At 70.3% G+C, this 20960-nt stretch carries 20 protein-coding genes and 1 tRNA gene; 9 read left to right on the top strand and 12 right to left on the bottom strand.

The features are described from left to right. Positions 1-51: 51 nt before the first annotated feature. From MT346_RS08440 to MT346_RS08430, 3 genes are all read left to right on the top strand, one after another. Positions 52-837, top strand: coding sequence for a dienelactone hydrolase family protein (locus tag MT346_RS08440; protein ID WP_243562467.1), 786 nt, complete (start codon positions 52-54; stop codon positions 835-837). A 106-nt stretch (positions 838-943) separates the two neighbouring features. After that, positions 944-1016: transfer RNA gene (locus MT346_RS08435), tRNA-Arg, on the top strand. 321 nt (positions 1017-1337) lie between these two features. Beyond that, the gene (locus tag MT346_RS08430; protein WP_243562465.1) at positions 1338-1493 is read left to right on the top strand and encodes a hypothetical protein; all 156 of its coding nucleotides are present in this window, start codon (positions 1338-1340) and stop codon (positions 1491-1493) included. A gap of 92 nt (positions 1494-1585) precedes the next feature. On the opposite strand, the gene MT346_RS08425 is transcribed toward MT346_RS08430, so the two are convergent. The 5 genes from MT346_RS08425 to MT346_RS08405 form a co-directional block, all read right to left on the bottom strand. Then, positions 1586-2677 (bottom strand): alkene reductase, encoded by a 1092-nt coding sequence (locus tag MT346_RS08425; RefSeq protein ID WP_243562464.1) that lies wholly within the window; start codon positions 2675-2677, stop codon positions 1586-1588. A 52-nt stretch (positions 2678-2729) separates the two neighbouring features. Continuing rightward, on the bottom strand, positions 2730-2942 hold the full coding sequence (locus MT346_RS08420) for a hypothetical protein (RefSeq protein WP_243562463.1): 213 nt from the start codon (positions 2940-2942) through the stop codon (positions 2730-2732). A 45-nt stretch (positions 2943-2987) separates the two neighbouring features. Further along, positions 2988-3431, bottom strand: coding sequence for a MarR family winged helix-turn-helix transcriptional regulator (locus MT346_RS08415; RefSeq protein ID WP_243562461.1), 444 nt, complete (start codon positions 3429-3431; stop codon positions 2988-2990). 146 nt (positions 3432-3577) lie between these two features. Beyond that, positions 3578-6241, bottom strand: a complete 2664-nt coding sequence (locus MT346_RS08410; RefSeq protein WP_243562460.1) for an MMPL family transporter — start codon at positions 6239-6241, stop codon at positions 3578-3580. Between the two features lie 72 nt (positions 6242-6313). Beyond that, on the bottom strand, positions 6314-6967 hold the full coding sequence (locus tag MT346_RS08405) for a TetR/AcrR family transcriptional regulator (protein ID WP_243562459.1): 654 nt from the start codon (positions 6965-6967) through the stop codon (positions 6314-6316). 160 nt (positions 6968-7127) lie between these two features. On the opposite strand from MT346_RS08405, the gene MT346_RS08400 reads away from it, so the two are divergent. The 4 genes from MT346_RS08400 (at position 7128) to MT346_RS08385 (ending at position 10700) form a co-directional block, all read left to right on the top strand. Further along, entirely contained in the window at positions 7128-8609 is a 1482-nt protein-coding gene (locus MT346_RS08400) for a mannitol dehydrogenase family protein (RefSeq protein WP_243562458.1), read from the top strand. A 28-nt stretch (positions 8610-8637) separates the two neighbouring features. Next, positions 8638-9354 carry a TetR family transcriptional regulator gene (locus MT346_RS08395; RefSeq protein ID WP_243562456.1) on the top strand — a complete coding sequence of 239 codons (717 nt, stop codon included), beginning with the start codon at positions 8638-8640 and terminating at the stop codon, positions 9352-9354. 88 nt (positions 9355-9442) lie between these two features. Beyond that, a complete protein-coding gene (gene bla, locus MT346_RS08390; protein WP_243562454.1) occupies positions 9443-10387 on the top strand; it encodes a class A beta-lactamase in 945 nt (314 codons plus the stop codon). A 49-nt stretch (positions 10388-10436) separates the two neighbouring features. Next, positions 10437-10700: a hypothetical protein gene (locus MT346_RS08385; RefSeq protein WP_243562452.1), complete on the top strand. Its 264-nt coding sequence runs from the start codon at positions 10437-10439 to the stop codon at positions 10698-10700. Positions 10701-10704: 4 nt separating this feature from the next. Here MT346_RS08385 and MT346_RS08380 read toward each other — a convergent pair whose 3' ends face one another. The 4 genes from MT346_RS08380 to MT346_RS08365 are packed head-to-tail and all read right to left on the bottom strand — an operon-like array spanning position 10705 to position 14826. Further along, positions 10705-11712, bottom strand: a complete 1008-nt coding sequence (locus tag MT346_RS08380; RefSeq protein WP_243562450.1) for an ABC transporter substrate-binding protein — start codon at positions 11710-11712, stop codon at positions 10705-10707. An 11-nt stretch (positions 11713-11723) separates the two neighbouring features. Beyond that, positions 11724-12605 (bottom strand): ABC transporter ATP-binding protein, encoded by an 882-nt coding sequence (locus MT346_RS08375; RefSeq protein ID WP_243562447.1) that lies wholly within the window; start codon positions 12603-12605, stop codon positions 11724-11726. Continuing rightward, entirely contained in the window at positions 12602-13699 is a 1098-nt protein-coding gene (locus MT346_RS08370) for an iron chelate uptake ABC transporter family permease subunit (protein WP_243562445.1), read from the bottom strand. Before MT346_RS08370 ends, MT346_RS08375 begins: the two co-directional genes overlap by 4 nt. A gap of 47 nt (positions 13700-13746) precedes the next feature. Further along, complete coding sequence (locus MT346_RS08365) at positions 13747-14826, bottom strand: iron ABC transporter permease (protein ID WP_243562444.1); 1080 nt, start codon at positions 14824-14826, stop codon at positions 13747-13749. A gap of 28 nt (positions 14827-14854) precedes the next feature. Between MT346_RS08365 and MT346_RS08360 the strand changes: the two genes are divergently transcribed. After that, complete coding sequence (locus MT346_RS08360; RefSeq protein ID WP_243562442.1) at positions 14855-15688, top strand: siderophore-interacting protein; 834 nt, start codon at positions 14855-14857, stop codon at positions 15686-15688. Between the two features lie 149 nt (positions 15689-15837). On the opposite strand, the gene MT346_RS08355 is transcribed toward MT346_RS08360, so the two are convergent. From MT346_RS08355 to MT346_RS08345, 3 genes are all read right to left on the bottom strand, one after another. Further along, positions 15838-16752: a carbohydrate ABC transporter permease gene (locus tag MT346_RS08355; protein ID WP_243562440.1), complete on the bottom strand. Its 915-nt coding sequence runs from the start codon at positions 16750-16752 to the stop codon at positions 15838-15840. 1 nt (position 16753) lies between these two features. Beyond that, on the bottom strand, positions 16754-17719 hold the full coding sequence (locus tag MT346_RS08350) for a carbohydrate ABC transporter permease (RefSeq protein ID WP_243562439.1): 966 nt from the start codon (positions 17717-17719) through the stop codon (positions 16754-16756). Positions 17720-17782: 63 nt separating this feature from the next. Then, positions 17783-19150 carry an extracellular solute-binding protein gene (locus MT346_RS08345; RefSeq protein ID WP_243562438.1) on the bottom strand — a complete coding sequence of 456 codons (1368 nt, stop codon included), beginning with the start codon at positions 19148-19150 and terminating at the stop codon, positions 17783-17785. A 240-nt stretch (positions 19151-19390) separates the two neighbouring features. Between MT346_RS08345 and MT346_RS08340 the strand changes: the two genes are divergently transcribed. Next, entirely contained in the window at positions 19391-20893 is a 1503-nt protein-coding gene (locus MT346_RS08340; protein WP_243562436.1) for an alpha-N-arabinofuranosidase, read from the top strand. Positions 20894-20960 lie beyond the last annotated feature (67 nt).

Raw genomic sequence — 20960 nt, 5'->3', positions numbered from 1 at the left:
GCCACCCGTCGTCCCGGCACCGTCCGGGGCAGCGGGCGTAGCGTCCGGGACATGACCACGATCGACGACGTCCTGCAGACCGTTCCCGAACCCGCCGGAGCCGACATCCGTGTCGAGCCCGTCCGCTACGACCACGAGGGCACGGCGCTGCTCGGGGTGCTGGCGAAGGACCACGCCGTGTCCGGGCCCCGCCCCGGCGTGCTCGTGATCCACGACTGGCACGGGGTGAACGAGCACGTCGAGGCCCGCGTGACGATGCTCGCGCGCCTGGGGTACGTGGCCTTCGGCGCCGACGTCTACGGCGAGGGCGTCCGTCCGGGCGACGACACCGCCGCCGAGGTCGCCGGGTCGTACTACCAGGACCTGCCGCTCATGCGTGCCCGGGTGCAGGCGGGGCTCGACCGGCTGCGCGCCGACCCCGACGTCGACCACTCCCGCGTCGTGGTGATGGGGTACTGCTTCGGCGGGTCCGCAGCGCTGGAGCTCGCCCGTACCGGCGCGGACCTGGTCGGGGCGGTCTCGTTCCACGGCGGCCTGATCGCCCACGACCCGTCCGATGCCGCGGCGATCCGGGCCAAGTTGCTCGTGCTCACGGGCGGGGTCGACCCCGTCGTGCCCGACTCGACCGTCCAGGCCTGGCAGGACGAGATGCGCGCCGTGCCCGATCTGGACTGGCAGGTCGTGACGTACGCGGGTGCGATGCACGCGTTCGCCGTGCCGGAGACCGACGCGCCCGAGAACGGTGCGCAGTACCAGGCGACGGCCGACCGTCGCTCGTGGCAGGCGCTCGAGGCGTTCCTGGCCGAGGTGTTCGGCGAGGAGCTCGCCACCGTCTGACCGCGCTCGAGCCGGGCGACACGCCGTCCGTGGCGTCGACCCCGGCACGATTGGCGCTGCGGGCCGCACCTGTTGTAGAGTCTTCCACGGCCGCTTCGGCAGCCATGCGCTCGTAGCTCAATGGATAGAGCATCTGACTACGGATCAGAAGGTTGGGGGTTCGAGTCCCTTCGAGCGCACAGTACCGTCAGTTCAGGATGACGGACTGACACCGAACCGCTGCAGGCCCCGATGCACATCGCATCGGGGCCTTCGGCGTTCCCGGGGGCGTGTCCGTCCGCACCGTTCGCGGCCCGGCCCGGCGCGCGCCGAGTCTCGCTCTGGCGGACATCATCCGGGCGTTCCGGCCCGCAGACTGTCCGCGGAGCCGAGACTCGGCGCCACGAGTCGCCGCGAGCCGCCGCACGAGCCGCGCTCGGCGGATCGGCCTGGTGCCGGCCCGCCCGGCGGCGGTACCATCAGCGCGCCAGGACGCCCCTCGTCGTGAACGGAGCCTCGCGATGCCCCCTTCGACCGACCCGGTGCCCACCGGCGACGACACCGGTGCGCTCCCCGCGGACGCCGAGCTCGACACGAAGCCCGACCTGCCGACGCCGGGCCACCCGACGGTGTTCCTCGAGGACGGCCCGAGCCTGCAGGAGCCGGCCGCGCAGTAGCGGCCCGGCCACGGCCGGAGCACCGGCCACGGACATGACGGGAGGCCCGTGGCGGATCCGCCACGGGCCTCCCGTCCGACCGGGGTCGGGTGCTACGCCATCGCGCGCACCTCGGCGAGGGTCGGGTAGTCCGTGTAGCCCTCGGCCGTCGCGCCGTAGAAGAACTGCGGGCGCAGCTCGTTCAGCTCGGTGTCGCGCTCCCAGCGGTGTGCCAGGTCGGGGTTCGCGATCGCCATGCGACCCACGGCGACGGCGTCGGCCTGGTCGGCGTCGACGAGTGCGATGGCCTCGTCACGGGTGGTCAGCGACGAGAAGCCCGAGTTCACGATGAACGGGGCGCGGGCGGTGCGACGGACGTGCTGCACCAGGTCACCGGTCGGCTCGGCGTGCAGGACGTCGACGAACGCCAGACCCAGCGGGGCGAGGCCCTCGGCGACGGCGGTGTAGGTCGCGCGGACGTCGGCCGCGTCGTCCTCGATGACGCCCTGGATGCCGTGCTCCGGCGACAGGCGGATGCCGGTGCGGTCCGCTCCGACGGCCTCGGCGACGGCCGTGGTGACCTCGATCGCGAAGCGCGCACGGTTCTCGGGGGAGCCGCCGTACTGGTCGGTGCGGGTGTTCGACACCGGGGACATGAACTCGTGGACCAGGTAGCCGTTGGCGCCGTGGACCTCGACACCGTCGAGCCCGGCGGCGATCGCGTTGCGGGCGGCCTGGGCGAAGCCCTGCACGGCCTGGGCGACCTCGTCGGTGGTCAGCTGGTGGGGGACCGGCATGTCGGCCTTCGAGCCGTCGGCCAGGTGCGTCTGACCGGGGGCGGCGATCGCGGAGGGGGCGACGATGCGCGGGGTGTCGGAGATCGACGGGTGCGAGACGCGGCCGCCGTGCATGAGCTGCATGACGATCGTGCCGCCCTCGGCGTGCACGGCGTCGGCGACGCGGCGCCACCCGGCGATCTGCTCGTCCGTCTCGATGCCGGGCTGCCCGGGGTAGGAGCGGCCTTCCTGCACGGGCCAGGTGCCCTCGGTGATGATCATGCCGAGGCCCGCGCGCTGGCGGTAGTGCTCGACGAGCAGGTCGTTCGGGATGCCGTGCTCGCCGGCGCGGGTGCGGGTGAGCGGGGCCATGACGATGCGGTTCGACAGCTGCAGGGCGCCGAAGGAGGTGGTTTCGAAGAGCTTCACCTCAGGCCGAACGCACTGTTGCCGCGTGCAATTCCGCCTGCGCGCAGATCGGTCAGTCGCGAGGGCAGACGAGCGTCGACGAGCGGACCTGGCCCTCGGGACGGATGACCTGGTGCAGCGACAACGGCCTGTGGCAGATCGGGCAGCCGCGGTCCACCGTGCGGTCGTCGACGCCCTCGGCATGCCCGGCCCCGATCTGCGACGGGCCCATCTTCTCGATCAGCGTCGTGTTCCACCGTTCGTACCACCGGCCGAAGCGTCCCACGGTTCTCCCTTTCGTTCGTGCACTCACCATTGTTGCACGAACGAGTCACACGGTGTCGACGAGTTCGAGGAGTGCGGTCAGTTCGTCCTTCAGGGCTTCGAGTCGGGCGAGCGGCCAGCCCAGGCGTTCGGCGATCTTCACCGGTACCGCGCGGGCGCGCTCGCGGAGCGCGCGGCCGGCGGTGGTCAGGCTGACCTCGAGCTGTCGTTCGTCGGTGGTGCTGCGGGTGCGGCGGAGGTAGCCCGAAGCCTCCAACCGCTTGAGCAGCGGGCTGATTGTGGCCGAGTCCAGACGCAGCTTGCCGGCGATCTCGCGCACGGACCGGGGATCGTGCTCCCACAGCGCCAGCATCACCAGGTACTGCGGGTGCGTCAGGCCCATCGGCTCGAGCAGGTCGCGGTACAGCCCGATCACGCTGCGGCTGGTCGCGGCGAGGGCGAAGCAGAGCTGCCGGTCGAGGGCGAGCGGGTCGAGGTCGGTCTGGGCCATGCGGCCAGCGTACCGTTCGTGCACGAACCGTGGCGTGGGTGGGCGACGGACGGGAGGCCCGGTGCCGGTCTCGGGGACCGGCACCGGGCCTCCAGGGTGGTGCGACGGACGCGGTGCGCTCCGCGCGGTGCGATGGGCGCGGTGCGCTACGCGCGGTGCGCCGGCGGGTGCCCCGAGTCGTGCGTCGTGGCGTCCGGTTCGACCGGCAGCACATGCGTGCCCGTGTGGGTCGACTCGCGGGCCAGGTCGTGTCCGTCACCCGGGTGGGCCCGCTCGAGCTTGGCGCCCTCGACGTCGACGTCCGGCACGATGCGGTCCAGCCACTTCGGGAACCACCACGCGCTCTCGCCGAGCAGGTGCATCGCCGCCGGGATCAGCAGCATGCGGACGACGAACGCGTCCACCAGCACACCGAACGCCAGCCCGAACCCGATCGGCTTGATCGTGGACGAGTCCGAGAAGATGAAGCCCGCGAACACCGAGATCATGATGATCGCCGCTGCCGTGACCACCGCGCGACCGGCGTGCAGGCCGCGCTGGACGGCCACCTTCGCGCTGGCTCCGTGGGCGTAGGCCTCGCGCATGCCCGACACCAGGAACAGCTGGTAGTCCATCGCGAGCCCGAACAGGATGCCGATCTCGATGATGGGCAGGAAGCTCAGGATCGGTGCGGGGTCGTGCACCCCGAACACGCTGCCGAGCCAACCGAACTGGTAGATGGCGGTCAGGCCACCGAAGGACGCCAGCACCGACAGGATGAAGCCCGCCGTGGCCGTGATCGGCACCAGGAACGACCGGAACACGATGATCAGGATGATCAGCGACAGGCCGACGACCACCGCCAGGTAGAGCGGCAGCACGTTCGACAGCTTCTCGGACACGTCGATGTTGGCCGACGCGTTGCCGGCGACCCCGAGCGTGGCGGAACCGCCCGACACGGAGACGTCCTGCGTGCGCAGGTCCTTCACCAGGTTCTCGGTCGAGACGCTGTCCGGGCCGCCGTCCGGCTTGACCTGGAAGGCGATGACCTCGCGCGACTTCGAGGCGCCGATCGGCAGGACCGCGTCGACGTCCGCGTTCTTCGCGATGGCCTGGCCGATCGTGACCTCGGTGGCCGTGACGTCGTCGGACGCGATCGCCTTCGGCAGGGTCGCCACGACGAGCAGCGGGCCGTTCTGGCCGGCACCGAACTCCTTGTCGAGCGCCTTGTACGCCTTGTACTGGCTGGAGTCGACGGCCTCGGACGCGCCACTCGGCAGGCCCAGTCGCATCTGCGTGGCGGGGAGGGCGATCGTGCCGAGCACCGCGATGCCCGCAACGAGCGTGATGACCGCGCGCCAGGTCGACATCGGCTTGTTCGGCACCCGGGTCGAGCCCGTGTTGCCGATGCTCTTCTGCTCCTTGCGGCGCAGGATCCGCATGCCGATGATCGACAGCAGCGCCGGGGTGAAGGACGTGGCGATGCAGATCGCGAAGAACACCGCGACCGCACCGACGGTGCCCATCAGTCCCAGGAACGGGATGCCGGTGATGTTGAGCGCGAGCAGCGCGACGATGACCGTCGCCCCAGCGAACACCACGGCGTTGCCCGAGGTGCCGTTCGCCAGACCGATGGACTCGTGCACCCGCATGCCCTGCTTCAGCTGGGTGCGGTGGCGGTTCAGGATGAAGAGCGAGTAGTCGATGCCGACCGCCAGGCCCAACATCACCCCCAGCACGGGCGTGACCGAGATGAACTCGACCAGGCTCGAGAAGGACAGCGCTGCGAGGGACGCGACGCCGACGCCGAGCACGGCGGAGACGAGCGGGACCGCGGCGCCGATCACCGTGCGGAGCATCAGGAAGAGCACGATCGCGGCGATGATCACGCCGCCGATCTCGCCCGGTCCGAGGATCGACGGCACGCCCTGGGCGATGTCGTTCGACACGTAGACCTCGACGCCGTCGATCTTCGCGTCGTCGGCCTTGTCCGAGATCGCGGTCTTCGTGGACGCCGGCACCTCGTACGTGGACTTCGTGAACTGCACGGTCCCGATCACCGTGCTGTCGTTCTTCGACACGAAGCGGATGTCCTTCGACAGGTCCAGCAGCTTCGTGCCCTGCGTGATCTCGGTCTCGTTGTCGTCGAGCTTCTGCGCGTTCGTGTCGATCGTCTTCTGCGCGTCGGCGAGCTGCTGCTCGCCGGACGTGATCTGGGCCTGCTGCGCGTCGATCTGCGCCTGGGCCTGGGTCAGCTGCGCCTGTGCCGCCTGCGCGGCGGCACCCGAGGCTGCTGCGCCACCGGCCGCCGCGGCCTGCTGCTTCTGCGCGTCGAGCTGGGCCTGGGCGGCGGCGATCTTCGTCTTGCCGTCCTCGAGCTGCTGCTTCTGCGCGTCGAGCTGGGCCTGACCCTGCTCGATCTTCGTCCGCCCGTCCGCGATCTGCTGCTTGCCGTCGACGAGCTTCTGCCGCTGGTCGTCGAGCTGCTGCTGGGTGTCGAACCCGCTCGTCGCACCCTTGACGCCCTTGAGCTGCTCGATGTCCTTCAGGAAGTCGGCGACCCCGGTCTTCTGGGTGTTCGAGAAGGCCTTGCCGTCCTTGGTGGTGAACACGAGCGTGCCGGTGCCGCCGTTCGCGCTCGGGAACTTGTCCGCGAGCTCGTCCTGCACCTGGCTGGTCTTCGTGCCGGGGATGGTGATCGACGAGGAGATCGTTCCGGCGAAGAGGGCGTAGGTGCCGCCCGCGATGCCCAACAGGACCACCCAGGAGATGATCACGAGCCAGTGCCGCCGAGCGGAGAATCGTCCGAGGCGGTAGAGCAGACCGGCCATGCGGTGCCCCGTTCCTTTCGTAGAGGTGGTGCGATGTGGGTGGGGCACGCCGGCGGACCCCTGGTGGTGCGTCTAGTGCTGCGTGTCGTGGTCGGCCATGTAGCCGCTGCGGACGCTGTGCACGAGGCGTGCGAGCAGGGCGTCCCAGTCGTCGAGCGCTTCCTGGTCGAGGCGTGGGCCCGTCGTCGTGAGCCAGTGCTCGGCGATGACGACGATGCCGCTCATGAGCGACTCCACGAGCAATGCCGCGTCGAGGGCATCGGCCGCCGGGTGCCGGCGGACGACCTCTTCGCGCAGCCGGTCCGACACGCGCGAGAACGCGGTCTGTGTCAGCACGGCGGCCTTCGCGTCGGTCTCCTCGTCGGGCTCGCCGAGGACCATCTGCATCCGCACGATCGCCGGCGCGAGGTCGGCACCGCGCGCGGCGGACTCGAGCTCGTCGAACATCGCCGAACGGGTGCCGTCGCCGACGGGGGTGTTCGCCATGTCGGCCAGGAACCGGTCGATGATCACCGACAGCACCTCTTCGCAGACGGTGAGCAGGATCTCGTCGAGCGAGGAGAAGTGGTTGAACACGGTGCGGCGCGCTACGTCGGCGCGCGCGGCGAGTTCGTCGACGCTGAAGCCCCGGCCACGACGTTCGTCGACCAGCTCACGCGCGGCCTGCAGGATCGCGGCACGGTGCTTCGCCTTGAGGGCAGCACGGCGGTCGATCGACAGGGTCACGGCGGGAACACTAAGTGCATCGATGCACTCGGTGCAACACGGCGCAGGAGACGTCCAGGCTCGTCCCCCGGATCAGTCGGCCGATCACAGAAACTCCGTTCAGCACATCGGTGCCGTGGTTGACTGGCTCTGCATGCACACCCCGTACGAAGGAGTACCGATGCCTGTTCGTCTGTCCCCGGACACCCTCGACGAGATCGCCGCGACCGGCATCGCGGTCCCGACGTACGACCGCGCCGGGATCACCGCCGGCATCGTGCACTTCGGTGTCGGTGGGTTCCACCGCGCGCACCAGGCGATGGTGATCGACCGGCTGCTGCAGCAGGGGAAGGCCCGCGACTTCGGGATCTGCGGCGTGGGTGTCCTCGAGCAGGACCGCCGGATGGCCGAGGCGATGGCGGCGCAGGGCGGCCTGTACACGCTCGTGCTGAAGCACCCGGACGGCACTCGGGACGCCCGCGTCATCGGCAGCATCGTCGACTACCTGCTGGCCGTCGACGACCCCGAGGCCGTGATCGCGAAGATGGCCTCGCCCGACACGAAGATCGTCAGTCTGACCATCACCGAGGGGGGCTACAACTTCGACCACGTGACGGGGGAGTTCGTCGCTGACGAGCCCGGTGTCGCCGCGGACCTGCGCGGGGAAGCGCCACCGCACACCGTCTTCGGGCTGGTCGTCGAGGCGTTGCGGCGTCGTCGTGACAGCGGCCAGGTGCCCTTCACGGTGATGTCGTGCGACAACATCCAGGGCAACGGGCGTGTCGCCCGGAGGATGTTCACCGCCTACGCCCGACTGCAGGATGCGGCCTTCGCGGACTGGATGGACGAACACGTCAGCTTCCCGAACTCGATGGTCGACCGGATCACGCCCGTCACGACCGACGAGGACCGCGCGGCCGTCCGCGACGACCTGGGCATCGAGGACGCCTGGCCCGTCGTCGCGGAGCCGTTCTTCCAGTGGGTGCTCGAGGACGACCACCCCGCCGGACGACCGCCGTACCAGGACGCCGACGTGCAGATCGTCGACGACGTCGAGCCCTACGAGCTGATGAAGCTGCGGCTGCTCAACGCGAGCCACCAGGGCCTGTGCTACTTCGGGTACCTGTCCGGGTACCGCTACGCCCACGAAGCCACGCAGGACCCCGTGATCGCGACGTTCCTGCGGCGGTACATGGACGAGGAGGGCACGCCGACGCTCACGCCCGTGCCCGGCATCGACCTCGACGACTACAAGGCCACGCTCATCGAACGCTTCCAGAACCCCGAGGTCCGCGACACCCTGGCCCGGCTCTGCGCCGAGTCGAGTGACCGCATCCCGAAGTGGCTGCTGCCCGTGGTCCGCGAGAACCTGGCGTCCGGCGGTCCCGTCGCGCTGTCTGCCGGCATCGTGGCGTCGTGGGCCCGGTACGCCGAGGGCACCGACGAGTCCGGCGAACCGATCACGATCGTCGACCGGCTGGCCGACTCGCTCAACCGGATCGCGCTGACGCAGCGCGCGGACCGGCTGGCCTTCATCGAGAACCGGGCGGTGTTCGGCGACCTGGCCGACGACGAACGGTTCGTCGCCGCGTACCGCGAGGCGCTCGACGGCCTGCTGGCGGACGGCGCGCACGCGACGGTGGAGCGCCTGGCGCGTTCCTGACGCGCCCACCCACCGGACGGGAGCCGGCGTGTGGCGCCGCCGTCAGGGCAGCGATGTCGTCCTCGACGGTCATGCCGCGAGCGGAGCGGCCGCTGTCCACAGATCGATCTCCGCGCCCTTGCGAACCGTCAGTGACTGTCACGATGCAAGGCATGGCGATGACCACACGGCAGGGCATCTGATGTCGTTCGATCCGGGGCCGCGGATCCGGAACCGGATCGCGACCGAGCGCGCGATCGAGGCGGCGGCGGTCAGTCTCGTGCAGGTGCAGGGATACGCGAAGACGACCGCTCGCGACATCGCGCAGGCCGCGGGCACGACCGAGCGCACGTTCTTCCGGTACTGCCCCGCGAAGGTCGACGCGTTCCGCTTCGGCGTGCAGTGGGTGCTCGAGGCGGCCGGCTGGTGCATCGGCGGGCAGCCGGGCTTCGCGGACCTGGTGAGCGGTGTCGCACAGAGCCTCGGCTGGTTGGAGCGGACGCGGGGACACCCGCGCCGGCACCTCATGCGGGTCACCGAGACCGTCGACGAGGATCCGGTGCTGTCTGCGGCGATGTCGACCCGCGATGCCGCCTTGGTGCCCGACCTGCGGCGGACCTGGGCCGTGGATGACCCGTTTGCGGTGCCGTTGACCGTGCTCGCCCTCCGCGAGTCGCTCTCGACCTGCGCTCGCGTGGGGGAGACCCGGCTCGCCCAGACCTTCGTGGTGACCTGCCGACGGCTTGCGGAGTCGGTGCGGCACTGAGCTGCGTGCCCGAGCGGATCACGCGGTCAGCGGCGAGTTCGAGTTCGTCGGCCAGGCGCACATGGGGCGTGACGGGCAGGCTGGCCGCATGCGAACCAGGAACAGGCTCATCACTGGGGCCGTCGTCCTCGTCGCCGCGGCGTCGGCAGCGGTCGTCGTCACGCAGGTGCCGTTCGGGGAGACAGCGGGACCGGCGGCAACGACGTCAGCGGAGTCCGTCGCGGCGCGAGAGCCGTCGTCGAGTGCGGACCGCGCGATCCAGCGCTCGTTCGCCGCGCTCGAGCAGGCGCACCACGCGCGGCTCGGCGTCACCGCGATCGACACCCGCAACGGTCGTCAGGTCGCGTACCGGGCAGGAGAGCGATTCGCCTTCGCCTCGACGAACAAGACGTTCATCGTCGCCGCGGTGCTGGCGGCCTCGTCCGACGCGGACCTGGACACCGTCGTGCACTACGACCGGAGCGACCTGCTGTCCTACGCGCCGATCACCAGCCGGTTCGTCCACACCGGGATGACCGTCCGCGAGCTCATCGACGCGGCGATGCGGTTCAGCGACAACACCGCGGCGAACCTGCTCGTCGAGCGGGTGGGCGGACCGGACGCGGTCGAGCGGTACCTGCGTGGGACCGGTGACCGGACGACGAACGTCGACCGCCTGGAACCCGACCTGAACGAGGCGACGCCGGGCGACCCGCGGGACACGACCACGCCGGCGCAGTTCGGCGCTGACCTGCGGAAGGTGTTGCTGGGCACGACGCTCGGGGCCACCGATCGCACGCTCCTCCGGGACACGATGCTCGACAACACCACGGGCGCCGGGACGGTCCGTGCGGGTGTCGACCCCGCATGGCCCGTCGCCGACAAGACCGGCACGGGGGAGTACGGCGTCCGGAACGACATCGCCGTGGTGTACCCGGCGGGACGGGCGCCGGTCGTGGTCGTCGTCATGACGAGCAAGGACCAGGCGGACGCCACCGCCGACGACGCCCTGGTGGCCGCGGCGGCACGGGCCGCGATCGCCGCGCTGCGGTGACCTGTCGCGGCTGCGGTGATCCGGAGCACCGCGGCGTACGCTCCGCCGCATGGCTGACTTCACCGCTGCACAGGCCGCCGTCGTCCGGATCGAGCGTTCGGAGGCGGGGCGCTGGGACCTGACCATCATCAGCGACAGCGGCGTCCCGATGGGGCGCGGTGTGTACTTGTTCGAACACGACCGCGACGACGAGCAGGACGAGGTGGCCGGCGCGGCCGAGTTCGTCGGTGACTACGGCTTCCGCTTCGACGCCGACGCGGTCGTCGCGGACGGGCCGGACGCCTTCTGGGCGCCGTTGCTGCCCAAGGACTGACGGATCAGGACAGCTTCTTGCTGTCCTGCAGCCAGCCCGCCAGGTCGGTCATGTACTGCGCCTGCGACGTGTAGTCGAGTGCCGGGAACGTCCAGCTGTGGACCTGGCCGGCGGCCAGGGCCGGGTTGTCGGCGAAGGTCGGCTGCTTCTCGAGATCCGCGACCTGGTAGCCCTGCTGCGACAGCAGGATCACGTCACCGCGCACCTGGCCCGCGTTCTCCCAGCTGTAGATGCCCCAGTACCAGCCCTTGGGCTTCGGGGTGACCAGGTCGACACCGAAGTCGCTGTACATCTGCAGCGTCGGCTCGTCGGAGGGGCGGGTGACGTAGGCGCCGTCACCGTCGGCGTACATCGACACGACCTTCAGGTCCTGCTGCTTCGCCGCCGCGGTGAGCTTCTGCTTGGCGGTGTCGAAGCGCTTCTCGGCGGCGGTCACCGTCGATTCCTTCGCCCCGAGGGACTCGGCCAGCTTGCTGATGGTCGTGATGACGTCGAGGCCCTTACCGCCCCACTTGACCTGGACGATCGGGGCGATGGCCGCGATCTGCTTCTGCTGCTCGATGTCCTTGAAGCCGTAGCCCGGTGCCTTCGGGTCGAGGGTGCCCGACGAGTCCGTCGGGTAGACCGAGGTGACGACCAGGTCGGGCTTCAGTGCCGCGAGCTGCTCGAGGTCGATGTCGCCGTACCCGGTGCCGAGCTGCGTGATGCCCTTGGTGTCGAGGCCCTTGAAGCGGGCGTCCGACGCCATGGTCAGCTGTCCGAACGTGCCGACCGGGCGCAGGCCGTAGTGCACGAACGACAGCGCGATGTCGTTGAGGACCACGACGCGCTTGGGGGTGTGGTCGACCTTGACGGTGGTGCCGGTCGCGTCCTTGTAGGACCAGGCGCCGTCGGACACGGACGTGGACCCGCCGCCACCATCGGACGAGCCGGTCGTCCCGGTGCTCGAGCAGCCGGCCAGGAGGAGGGCCGTCGCGGCCACAGCGGTCAGGAGTACGGATCGGAGCTTCACGTTAGGAGAGCCTAACCTAAGTCCGCGTCGGCTGCGAGCCCGGACAGGTGATCGAGGTCGTGCTCGTCCGCCTCGGGCACGACCATGGGCGCTCCCGTCACCGGATCCGGCACGACCCGGGCGTGCAGGCCGAACGCCCGGGCCAGGACCTCGGGCGTCAGGACGTCACGCGGTGCGCCGTCGGCCGCGACGCCGCCGTCGTGCAGCACCACCAGGCGGTCCGAGTAGCGGGCGGCGAGCGTCAGGTCGTGCAGGACCATCACGACCGTCGAGCCCTGGTCGCGGTTGATCCGCCGCACCAGCCGCAGCACCTCGAGCTGGTGCGCCAGGTCGAGGTACGTCGTGGGTTCGTCGAGCAGCAGGGTGTCGGCGTGCTGGGCGAGCACCAGGGCGATCCACGCGCGCTGCCGCTGGCCGCCGGACAGGCTCGCGACGTCGCGGTGGGCCACGTCGGTCAGCCCGGTGGCGGCGATCGCGTCCTCGGCGACGGCAGCGTCCTCGGGGGTCCACGGCTTCGCCCACGACTGGTGCGGGTTCCGTCCGCGCATCACCAGGTCGAGGACGCTCGTGCCGGCGGGCGCGACGGGGGACTGGGGCAGGATCGCGAGCTTCCGGGCGACGGCGCGGTTCGGCTGCGAGCGGATCGGGGTGCCGTCCAGGTGGACCTCGCCCACGATGGGCTTGAGGACACGACCGAAGGCCTTCAACAACGTGGACTTGCCGCAGCCGTTCGCCCCGAGGAAGGTCGTGACGGTGCCGCGCTCGATCGACAGGTCGAGGTCCCGGAGTACCGGGTGGCGGTCGTAGCCGACGGACAGGCCGCGGGCCTGCAGGACCGGTGTCGTCGCGGGCGGCGCGAGGGTCGGGGCGTGGGCCGGTGCGGGCGGGGTCATCGGGACATCTCCTTGCGGTGACGGACGAGCAGCCAGATCAGGTAGGGGGCACCGATCACGGTCGTGACGATGCCGACGGGCACCTGCCACGGGAACGCCGAGCGTGCGAGCAGGTCGGCGCCGAGCACCAGGACGGCCCCGAGTGCGGCGGACAGCAGCAGCGGCGGGCGGTTCGTGCCGGCCAGCCGGAGCGCGACCTGCGGCACGACGAACGCGACGAACCCGACCGGCCCCGCAGCGGCGACGGCGGCGGCGGTGAGCACCACGGCCAGGGCGATCACGAGCAGCCGGTGCCGCTGGATGCCCAGTCCGACGCCGACCGCGACCTCGTCCCCGAGCTGGCCGATGCCGAGCGCGGCGCTCGTCGCGAGGGCGATCGGGACGGCCACCGCTGCGACGAGCAACAGTGGCCAGAAGGCCGACCACGAGGTGCTCGACAGGCTGCCGACCAGCCACTGCGAGGCCGCGGTCGCCTGGGTGATCTGCGCGCGCACGAGCAGGTAGCTGGTCATCGCGTCGAGGGTGGCGCTGACCCCGATGCCGACCAGGACCAGTCGGTAGCTCTGCACACCGCCGCGCCACCCGAGTCCGTACACGACCGCAGCCGCGACCAGGGCGCCGACGGTCGCGGCCACCGGGATCCCGCCGCCGAGCACCAGCGCGCTGATCGAGGCGCTGCCACCGCCCAGCACCACGGCGGCGACGGCGCCGACGCTCGCGCCGGAGGTCACCCCGATGATGTCGGGCGTCCCGAGCGGGTTGCGTGTGAAGGTCTGTGTCAAGGCGCCGGCGACCGCCAGGGTCAGGCCGACCAGGGCGCCGGTGAGGACCCGGGGCAACCGGAGCGTGGTGACGATGAAGGCGTCCGGACCGCTCTCGAGTCCGAGCAGCGAGCGGATGACGACGCCGGGTGTGATCCACGTCGACCCGATGGCGACGCCGAGCACGACGAGCAGCAGGGCGACCACGACCGCGCCGATGGTCATGCCGAACACGCGTGGGCGCCAGGCGAGTCCGACGGGCCCGATCCGGACGCCCTGGCGCGCCGAGGCCGCCCCGGGCGCCACGCCGCGTCCGGCTGCGTCGGGCCGCACGTCCGCCGTGGTCGGCCCGGCCGCTCGGGTCGCCCCCGTCCGCCCGCTCACAGCGCCACCAGCGATCGTCGACGTGCCACGGCCACGAACACCGGGCCGCCGATCACGGCGAGCACGATGCCGACCTCGACCTCGGCGAACCCGCCGATCAGCCGCCCGATCACGTCGGCCAGCAGCACCAGTGCCGCGCCGAGCAGTGCGGACGCGGGGAGGGCCCACCGGTGCCCCGTGCCGACCAGGGCACGGGCGACGTGCGGCACGGTCAGGCCGACGAAACCGATCGGGCCGGCGGCGGCGGTCGCACCGGCGGCCAGCAACGTGATGCCGCCCAGGCCGACCAGTCGTGCGACCAGCAGGTTCTCGCCGAGGCCCCGTGCCAGGTCGGCGCCGAGGCCCAAAGCGTCGAGGGCGCGCACGTTGGCGACGGCAAGCACGAGCCCGACGACCAGGAACGGCCACGTCGCGCCGAGCACGTCGAGCTGTCGGCCGGACAGCGACCCGACGACCCACAGCCGGTAGGCGTCGAGCGAGTCCTGGTCGGTGAGCACGATGAACGACGTCACGGCGCCGAGCAGCGCGGACACGGCCGCACCGGCGAGGGCGAGCGGCACCGGGCTGGCGGTCCCGCTGCCCGCGATCGTCACCGAGAACACGACGACGCTGGCCACGACGGCACCGGCAAGGGCGAACCACACCGTGACGCCCGTGCTGGTGATGCCGAAGACGTAGACCCCGAGCACGACGGCCAGTCCGGCGCCGGCCGACACCCCGAACAGGCCGGGGTCGGCGAGCGGGTTGCGCGTGTGGCCCTGCATGAGCAGCCCGGCGACACCGAGTGCGGCACCGACGGTCGCACCGATGAGCGTCCGGGGGACGCGGGAGCCCCAGACGATCGCCTCGTCGGTGCTGCTGCCGGTGTGCAGCAGCCCGGCCAGCACCCGCCCGGCGCCGATCTGGTTGCTGCCGAGCACCATGCTCAGGACGACCGTGACCGCCAATGCGAGCACCATGGCAACCACGAGGAGCGCTCGGCGACGGAGCGTGGCGCGGTGGACGCCGACCGAGCCGACGGCAGCGCTGACGACCGTGGAGCGGGCATCGGTCACGACGGGAACGGGGGGTGGCACGCGGACCATCTTAGGTTAGCCTTCCCTCATGGCGAAGACCCCGCGGCTCATGCCCACGAACCCCCGGCTCTTCCGTGCACGCGTGCTGCGGACCGAGCGGGCAACCCCGTCGATGCACCGCGTCACCGTCACCGGCGACGACCTGCACGAGTTCGGGTACCTCGGGTTCGACCACTGGTTCCGCCTGTTCCTGCAGCTGCCGCACCAGGACACCTTCCGCCTGCCCGAGCTCGACGGCGCGAAGTGGTGGCCGCCGTTCCTGGCCATCCCCGAGGACGTCCGCCCGCACTGCGCGAACTACACGGTCGCCGCGTTCCGTCCCGCGACCGGGTCCACCCCCGCCGAGCTCGACATCGAGTTCGTGGTGCACACCGACGCCGACGGCGCCCCCGAGGGCCGCGCCGCGCTCTGGGCCTGTGCGGCACGACCGGGCGACGAGCTCGCCTTCCTCGACCAGGGGTGCATCTTCGACTGCCCGGACGACGCCACCGAGGTGCTGGTCGTCGCCGAGGAGACCGGACTGCCCGGCGTCGTGGGCATCGCGGCTTCACTCCCACGCGACACGGTCGGGCGGATCATCCAAGAGGTCCCGACTGCCGGTGACATCCGCGAACTCGACGCTCCGGCCGGCGTCACCGTGACGTGGCTCGTCCGGCAGGACCCGCACGCGACCCCTGGTGCCGCTGCGCTCGAGGAACTCCGCCGCCACACGCCGTCCGACGACCGCGGCTACGCCTTCGTCGTGGGTGAGTCGACCCTGGCCACCGAGGGCCGTCGCCACCTGCACCGCTCCGGCCTGCCGAAGTCACGCATCACCTTCAGCGGGTTCTGGAAGCAGGAGAAGGCCCGCGTCCTCGCCTGAGCGGACCGCCCCCGGACTGCACCGTAGACGGACGGGAGGCCCGGTGCCAGCTGGCACCGGGCCTCCCGCGCGCGTTCCGCTGATGTGACGCGCCAGCGGCACGCGACGCCAGCGCCGACCGAGCCTGCGAGGGCGGTCGATCTGGCCGGTCAGCCCTTGAGGCCGGAACCCGTCACGCCCTCCACGATCTGCCGCTGGAAGATCAGGTAGAGGATGATCAGCGGCAGCGCCGCCAGCAGCGCACCCGCCTGGATGTCGGCGTAGCGCTGGCCGAAGCTGCCCTGCACCGTCGCCAGACCCACCGGGATGGTCATCAGGTCCGGGTTCGACAGGACGAACAGCGGCAGCAGCAGGTTGTTCCACACGCCGACGAACGTCAGGATCGTCACCGCGGCGATGACCGGACGCGACAGCGGCAGGATCACCGACCAGTAGATCTTCCAGATGTTCGCGCCGTCGATGCGGGCTGCTTCCTCGAGCTCGCGGGGGATGCCGTCGAAGAACTGCTTGAAGATGAACACCGCGATCACGGCGGGCACCTGCGGGAAGATGACCGACCAGTAGGTGTTCAGCAGGTTGACGGAGTTGAGCTCTTGGAAGATCGGGATGATCAGGACCTGCGTCGGGATCATGATCCCGAGGATGATCAGCAGGAACGCGACGTTCCGGCCGCGGAACACCAGCCGGCTCAGGGCGAAGGCCGCCATCGACGCGAAGAACACGGTCAGCACGGCCGTGATGACGCTCGTGATGCCGCTGGCCAGGTACCAGTTCCAGATGTCGCCGGCCTGGAACAGCGACGCGTACGAGTGCAGCGTCGGGTTCCAGTTCGACAGGATCGAGTTGGCGCCGAGCGCCGCGACACCGTTGTCGGACAACGACGTCTTGAGCGCGAACAGGCTCGGGATCAGCCAGATGATCGCGAACACCGTCAGGATGATGCCCGACGCGATCGTGAAGCCCCGGCCACTGACGCCGATCTTGGCGGCGCTGGTGGGCGCGGCCGACGAGACGCCGGAGCGGTACTTCTGGCGGTCGGTCGTGATGCTCTCGGTGGTGGTCATGTCAGGCACCGATCTCTCGCTTGGCGGCAGCGCGCTCGACGAGCTGCCGGATGACTGCGATCGCGACGATCACGATGAACAGGAGCACCGACGCGGCCGATGCGGCACCGAGACGGTTGTCGGTGAACCCGACACCGGTGATGAGCTGCAGCGAGACCTGCGTCGAGATGCCCGGACCGCCGTTCGTCATCAGGTAGACCTGGTCGAAGATCTTCAGGCTCGCGATGATCTGCAGCAGGATGACCAGCGTCGTCGTGCGGCCGAGCAGCGGGAGCGTGATCGACTTGATCTGCTGCCAGTTCGACGCGCCGTCGACGGCAGCGGCCTCGTACAGCTCGCGGGGGATCTCCTGCAGGCCAGCCAGGTACAGCACGAAGTTGAACCCGAGCGTCCACCAGACCGTGGCGAGTGCGACGCCGATCATCGCGGTGTTCGGGCTGGCCAGCACGCCGGCACCCGGGGTCATCCCGAGCAGCGACTGGATGCTGGCGAACAGGCCCGTGCTGGGCGTGAAGATGAACACCCAGATGAGCGAGATCGTCGCGGACGGCAGGATGAACGGCAGGAAGAACGCCAGGCGGAAGAACCACTGGCCGCGGTTCATCCGGTTCGTCAGCACGGCCAACACGAAGGCCAGGATCACGAGCGGCGGCGTCGTGTAGAGCGTGAACTGCAGCGTGTGCCAGAGCGACGACCAGAAGTCCGCGCGGCTGAGCATCTCGGTGTAGTTCGCGAACCCGGCGAAGCTGCCGAGCCCGGTGCGGACGGTCGAGGTGTTGAAGAAGCTCGTGACGATCATCCAGACCGTCGGTCCGAGCAGGAAGGCCACGTAGAACAGGCCGAAGGGGGCGAGGAAGAGCCACCCGCTGCGACCCTGGCCGCGCGTGAGACTGGTCCGGTAGGTGCGCAGACGGCCCGGGACGAGGGCCGCGTCCGAGGCGCGGTCGAGGACTGGTGCTGTGGTCACGTCATCGTGCCTTTCGCGGGGTGTTCACGGTGTTCGTGGTGTGCAGGACCGCGTGGTCGCCGGTCACAGGGGGCTCGGGGTGTCGAGGTAGGTCGACAGCTGCGACTTGATCGCGCTCATGGCTGCGGCGGGGGAGCTGCTGCCCTGTTGCACGAGGGCGAGCTGCGCGCCGACGGTGTTCTCGAACGTCGAGCCGGACCCGCCGTACCAGGCGGCGTCGTCGAACACGGCGCTCTCGGCGGCCGAGGCGTAGTTCGACTGCGGCGTCAGGTTCTTGTACGCCGAGCTGTCGTACGTCGGCAGGTACGCCGGGACGTGACCGCCCTGTGCCCAGGTCAGGCTCTGCTCGAGCATCTGCTTGATGAAGAGCATCGCCGCCTTCTTCTGCTCCGGCGTGCGGTCCTTGCGGGGCAGGATGAACGTGTGCGAGTCGGCCTGGGTGGCCGGCTTGTCGAAGAGCTGCGGGATCGGCGCCATGCCGAACTTCAGCCCCTTGATGGACTGCGCCGTGCTGATCTCCCACTCGCCCTGCATGAAGAACCCGGCCTTGCCGGTGAACATCAGCGTCTGCGCCGTGGCGTAGTCGAGGCCCTTGTTGAGCCAGCCGTTCTTCACCCACTTCTGGGTCATGTCGGTGACCTTGGTGTAGGCGTCCTCGTTCACGGTGAGCTTCGCGCCACCGTCGCTGATGAACGGCGTCGCACCGTTGATCTGGTTGTACATCGTCCAGAAGAAGCGCCACGGGGTGGCGACCTCGGAGACGTTCGCGACGTTGAGGGCCGTGCCGCCGGTGACCTTGGCGACCGCGGCCAGGGCGCTCTCGAACGCGTCGACACCGGTCAGGTCCTTGAGGTTGCCGTCGCCGTCGATCAGGCCCGCCTTCTGGCAGACGTCAACGTTGTAGAAGAGCACGAACGGGTGGGTGTCGAGCGGCACACAGATGTTCTTGCCGTCGGTCTTCTGCGCCGTCCACGCCTTCTGGTTGAAGTCGCTGGCACTCAGTCCGACGCCTGCCAGGTCCTCGGACGTGATCGGGTCGAGCAGGTCGCCGTCCCACAGCGGCTTGGCGCGGGTCAGGTGCGAGATCGCGACGTCCGGCGGCTTGTTGCCGACGGTGGCGAGCGTGACCTTGGAGTAGTACGGGTTGCCCCAGGCGAACGTCGTCGCCTGCAGGGAGCTGGACCCGCCGTGCTGCTTGGCGTAGCCGCGTTCCATCTCCTGCATGCGAAGACCGTCGCCGCCGCCGAACAGGTTCCAGAAGACGAGGGTGTCGGGGTTGAGGGCACTGCCGGCCAGGCCGGCGGAGATCGGGCTGGAGCAGGCGGCCAGCGGCAGGACCGCGGCTGCCGCGGCACCGGCGGCGAGCAGGCCCCTGCGGGAGAAGCCGGCGCCGCGCAGCTGCGCAACGGGTGGGACGGGTCGGTTCGGCATGGCATCACTCCATCGGGATGGGCCGGGCTGGGACACCTGGGTCAGTGTCCCGTGAGCGCTCACATTAGCCCGCGTGTCCACCGTGCGCCAGCCCTTTCGTCGCGGTGTGGATACCGGTAGCGTTGCAGTCAGGTGAGCGCTCACTTTTCGTGACGGGGTGCCACCGAAGCCGCCGGGTCCGACCCGGCAGTCGCCGCTGGGCCCACCCGGCGGCACCCGACGACCGATCGAAGGAGATCCATGCCCCGCACACACCTCGTCCTCGACGCCGCCTTCACCGTGGGGCCGGTGCGCCGGCGGCTGTTCGGCGGGTTCGTCGAGCACCTCGGACGACACGTCTACGACGGCATCCACGAGCCCACGCACAGCACCGCCGACGAACACGGCTTCCGCAAGGACGTCATCGAGCTCGTCAAGGAGCTCGGTGTCACCACCATCCGCTACCCCGGCGGCAACTTCGTCTCCGGCTACAAGTGGGAGGACGGCGTCGGCCCGGTCGACCAGCGCCCGCGCCGGCTCGACCTGGCCTGGCACTCCACCGAGACCAACGAGGTCGGCCTGCACGAGTTCCAGCAGTGGCTCGACTCGGTCGACTCCGAGCTGATGCTCGCCGTCAACCTGGGCACCCGCGGCACCGAAGCCGCCATCGAGCTGCTCGAGTACGCCAACATCCCCGGCGGCACCGCCCGCTCCGAGGAGCGCAAGCGCAACGGCCGCGACGAGCCCTTCGGCGTCACGATGTGGTGCCTCGGCAACGAGATGGACGGCCCGTGGCAGCTCGGCCACAAGAACGCCGACGACTACGGCAAGCTCGCGGCGATGACCGCCAAGGGCATGCGGCAGATCCAGCCCGACCTCGAGCTCGTCATCTGCGGGTCCTCCGGTGCGTCGATGCCGACGTTCGGCGAGTGGGAGCGCACCGTGCTCGAGCACGCGTACGACGACGTCGACTACATCTCCGCGCACGCCTACTACGAAGAGGGCGACGACCTGGCCACCTTCCTGGCCTCGGGCGTCAACATGGACCGCTTCATCGACACGGTCACCACCGCCGCCGACCACGTGCAGGCGCACAAGAAGTCGGACAAGCGCATCGACATCTCGTTCGACGAGTGGAACGTGTGGTCCATCTCGAAGTGGAACGAGATGCAGAAGGAGTTCACGATCGACGAGTGGCCCGTCGCGCCGCGCCTGCTCGAGGACATCTACACCGTCGCGGACGCCGTCGTCGTCGGTGGCCTGCTCATCTCGCTCCTGCGTCACGCGGACCGGGTCGCCTCGGCGTCGATCGCGCAGCTCGTCAACGTCATCGGCCCGATCATGACCGAGCCCGGTGGCGAGGCCTGGCGCCAGACCACGTTCTTCCCGTTCTCGCTGACGTCGCGCCTGGCACACGGCACCTCGCTGCAGGTCATCGCGTCGGGCGACACGGTCGACGGCGGCACCTACGGGCAGGTCCCCGTGGTCGACTCCGCCGCCACGATCGAGGACGGCAAGGCCGCGGTGTTCCTGGTGAACCGCCACCCTTCCGAGAGCACGACGGTCACCATCGACCTGTCCGGGCTCGACGTCACGGGCGACGTGCACGCCGAGGGGGTGTGGGACGACGACCTGCACGCCGTGAACGACCTGTCGAACACCTCCCGCGTGGGGCTGCGCACGAACGACAGCGCTCGCCGCGAGGGTGACACCGTCACGATCGAGCTGCCGCCCGTGTCGTGGACGGCGCTGTCGATCGGCTAGTCAGCCGGATCGCGCGCAGCAAGTCGGACCGCGCGTGGGGGGTCGGGTTTCCCGACCCACCACCCGC

Source organism: Curtobacterium sp. VKM Ac-2922 (assembly GCF_022815645.1).
GTDB lineage: Bacteria > Actinomycetota > Actinomycetes > Actinomycetales > Microbacteriaceae > Curtobacterium.
This window is presented reverse-complemented; position numbering and strand designations above follow the sequence as displayed.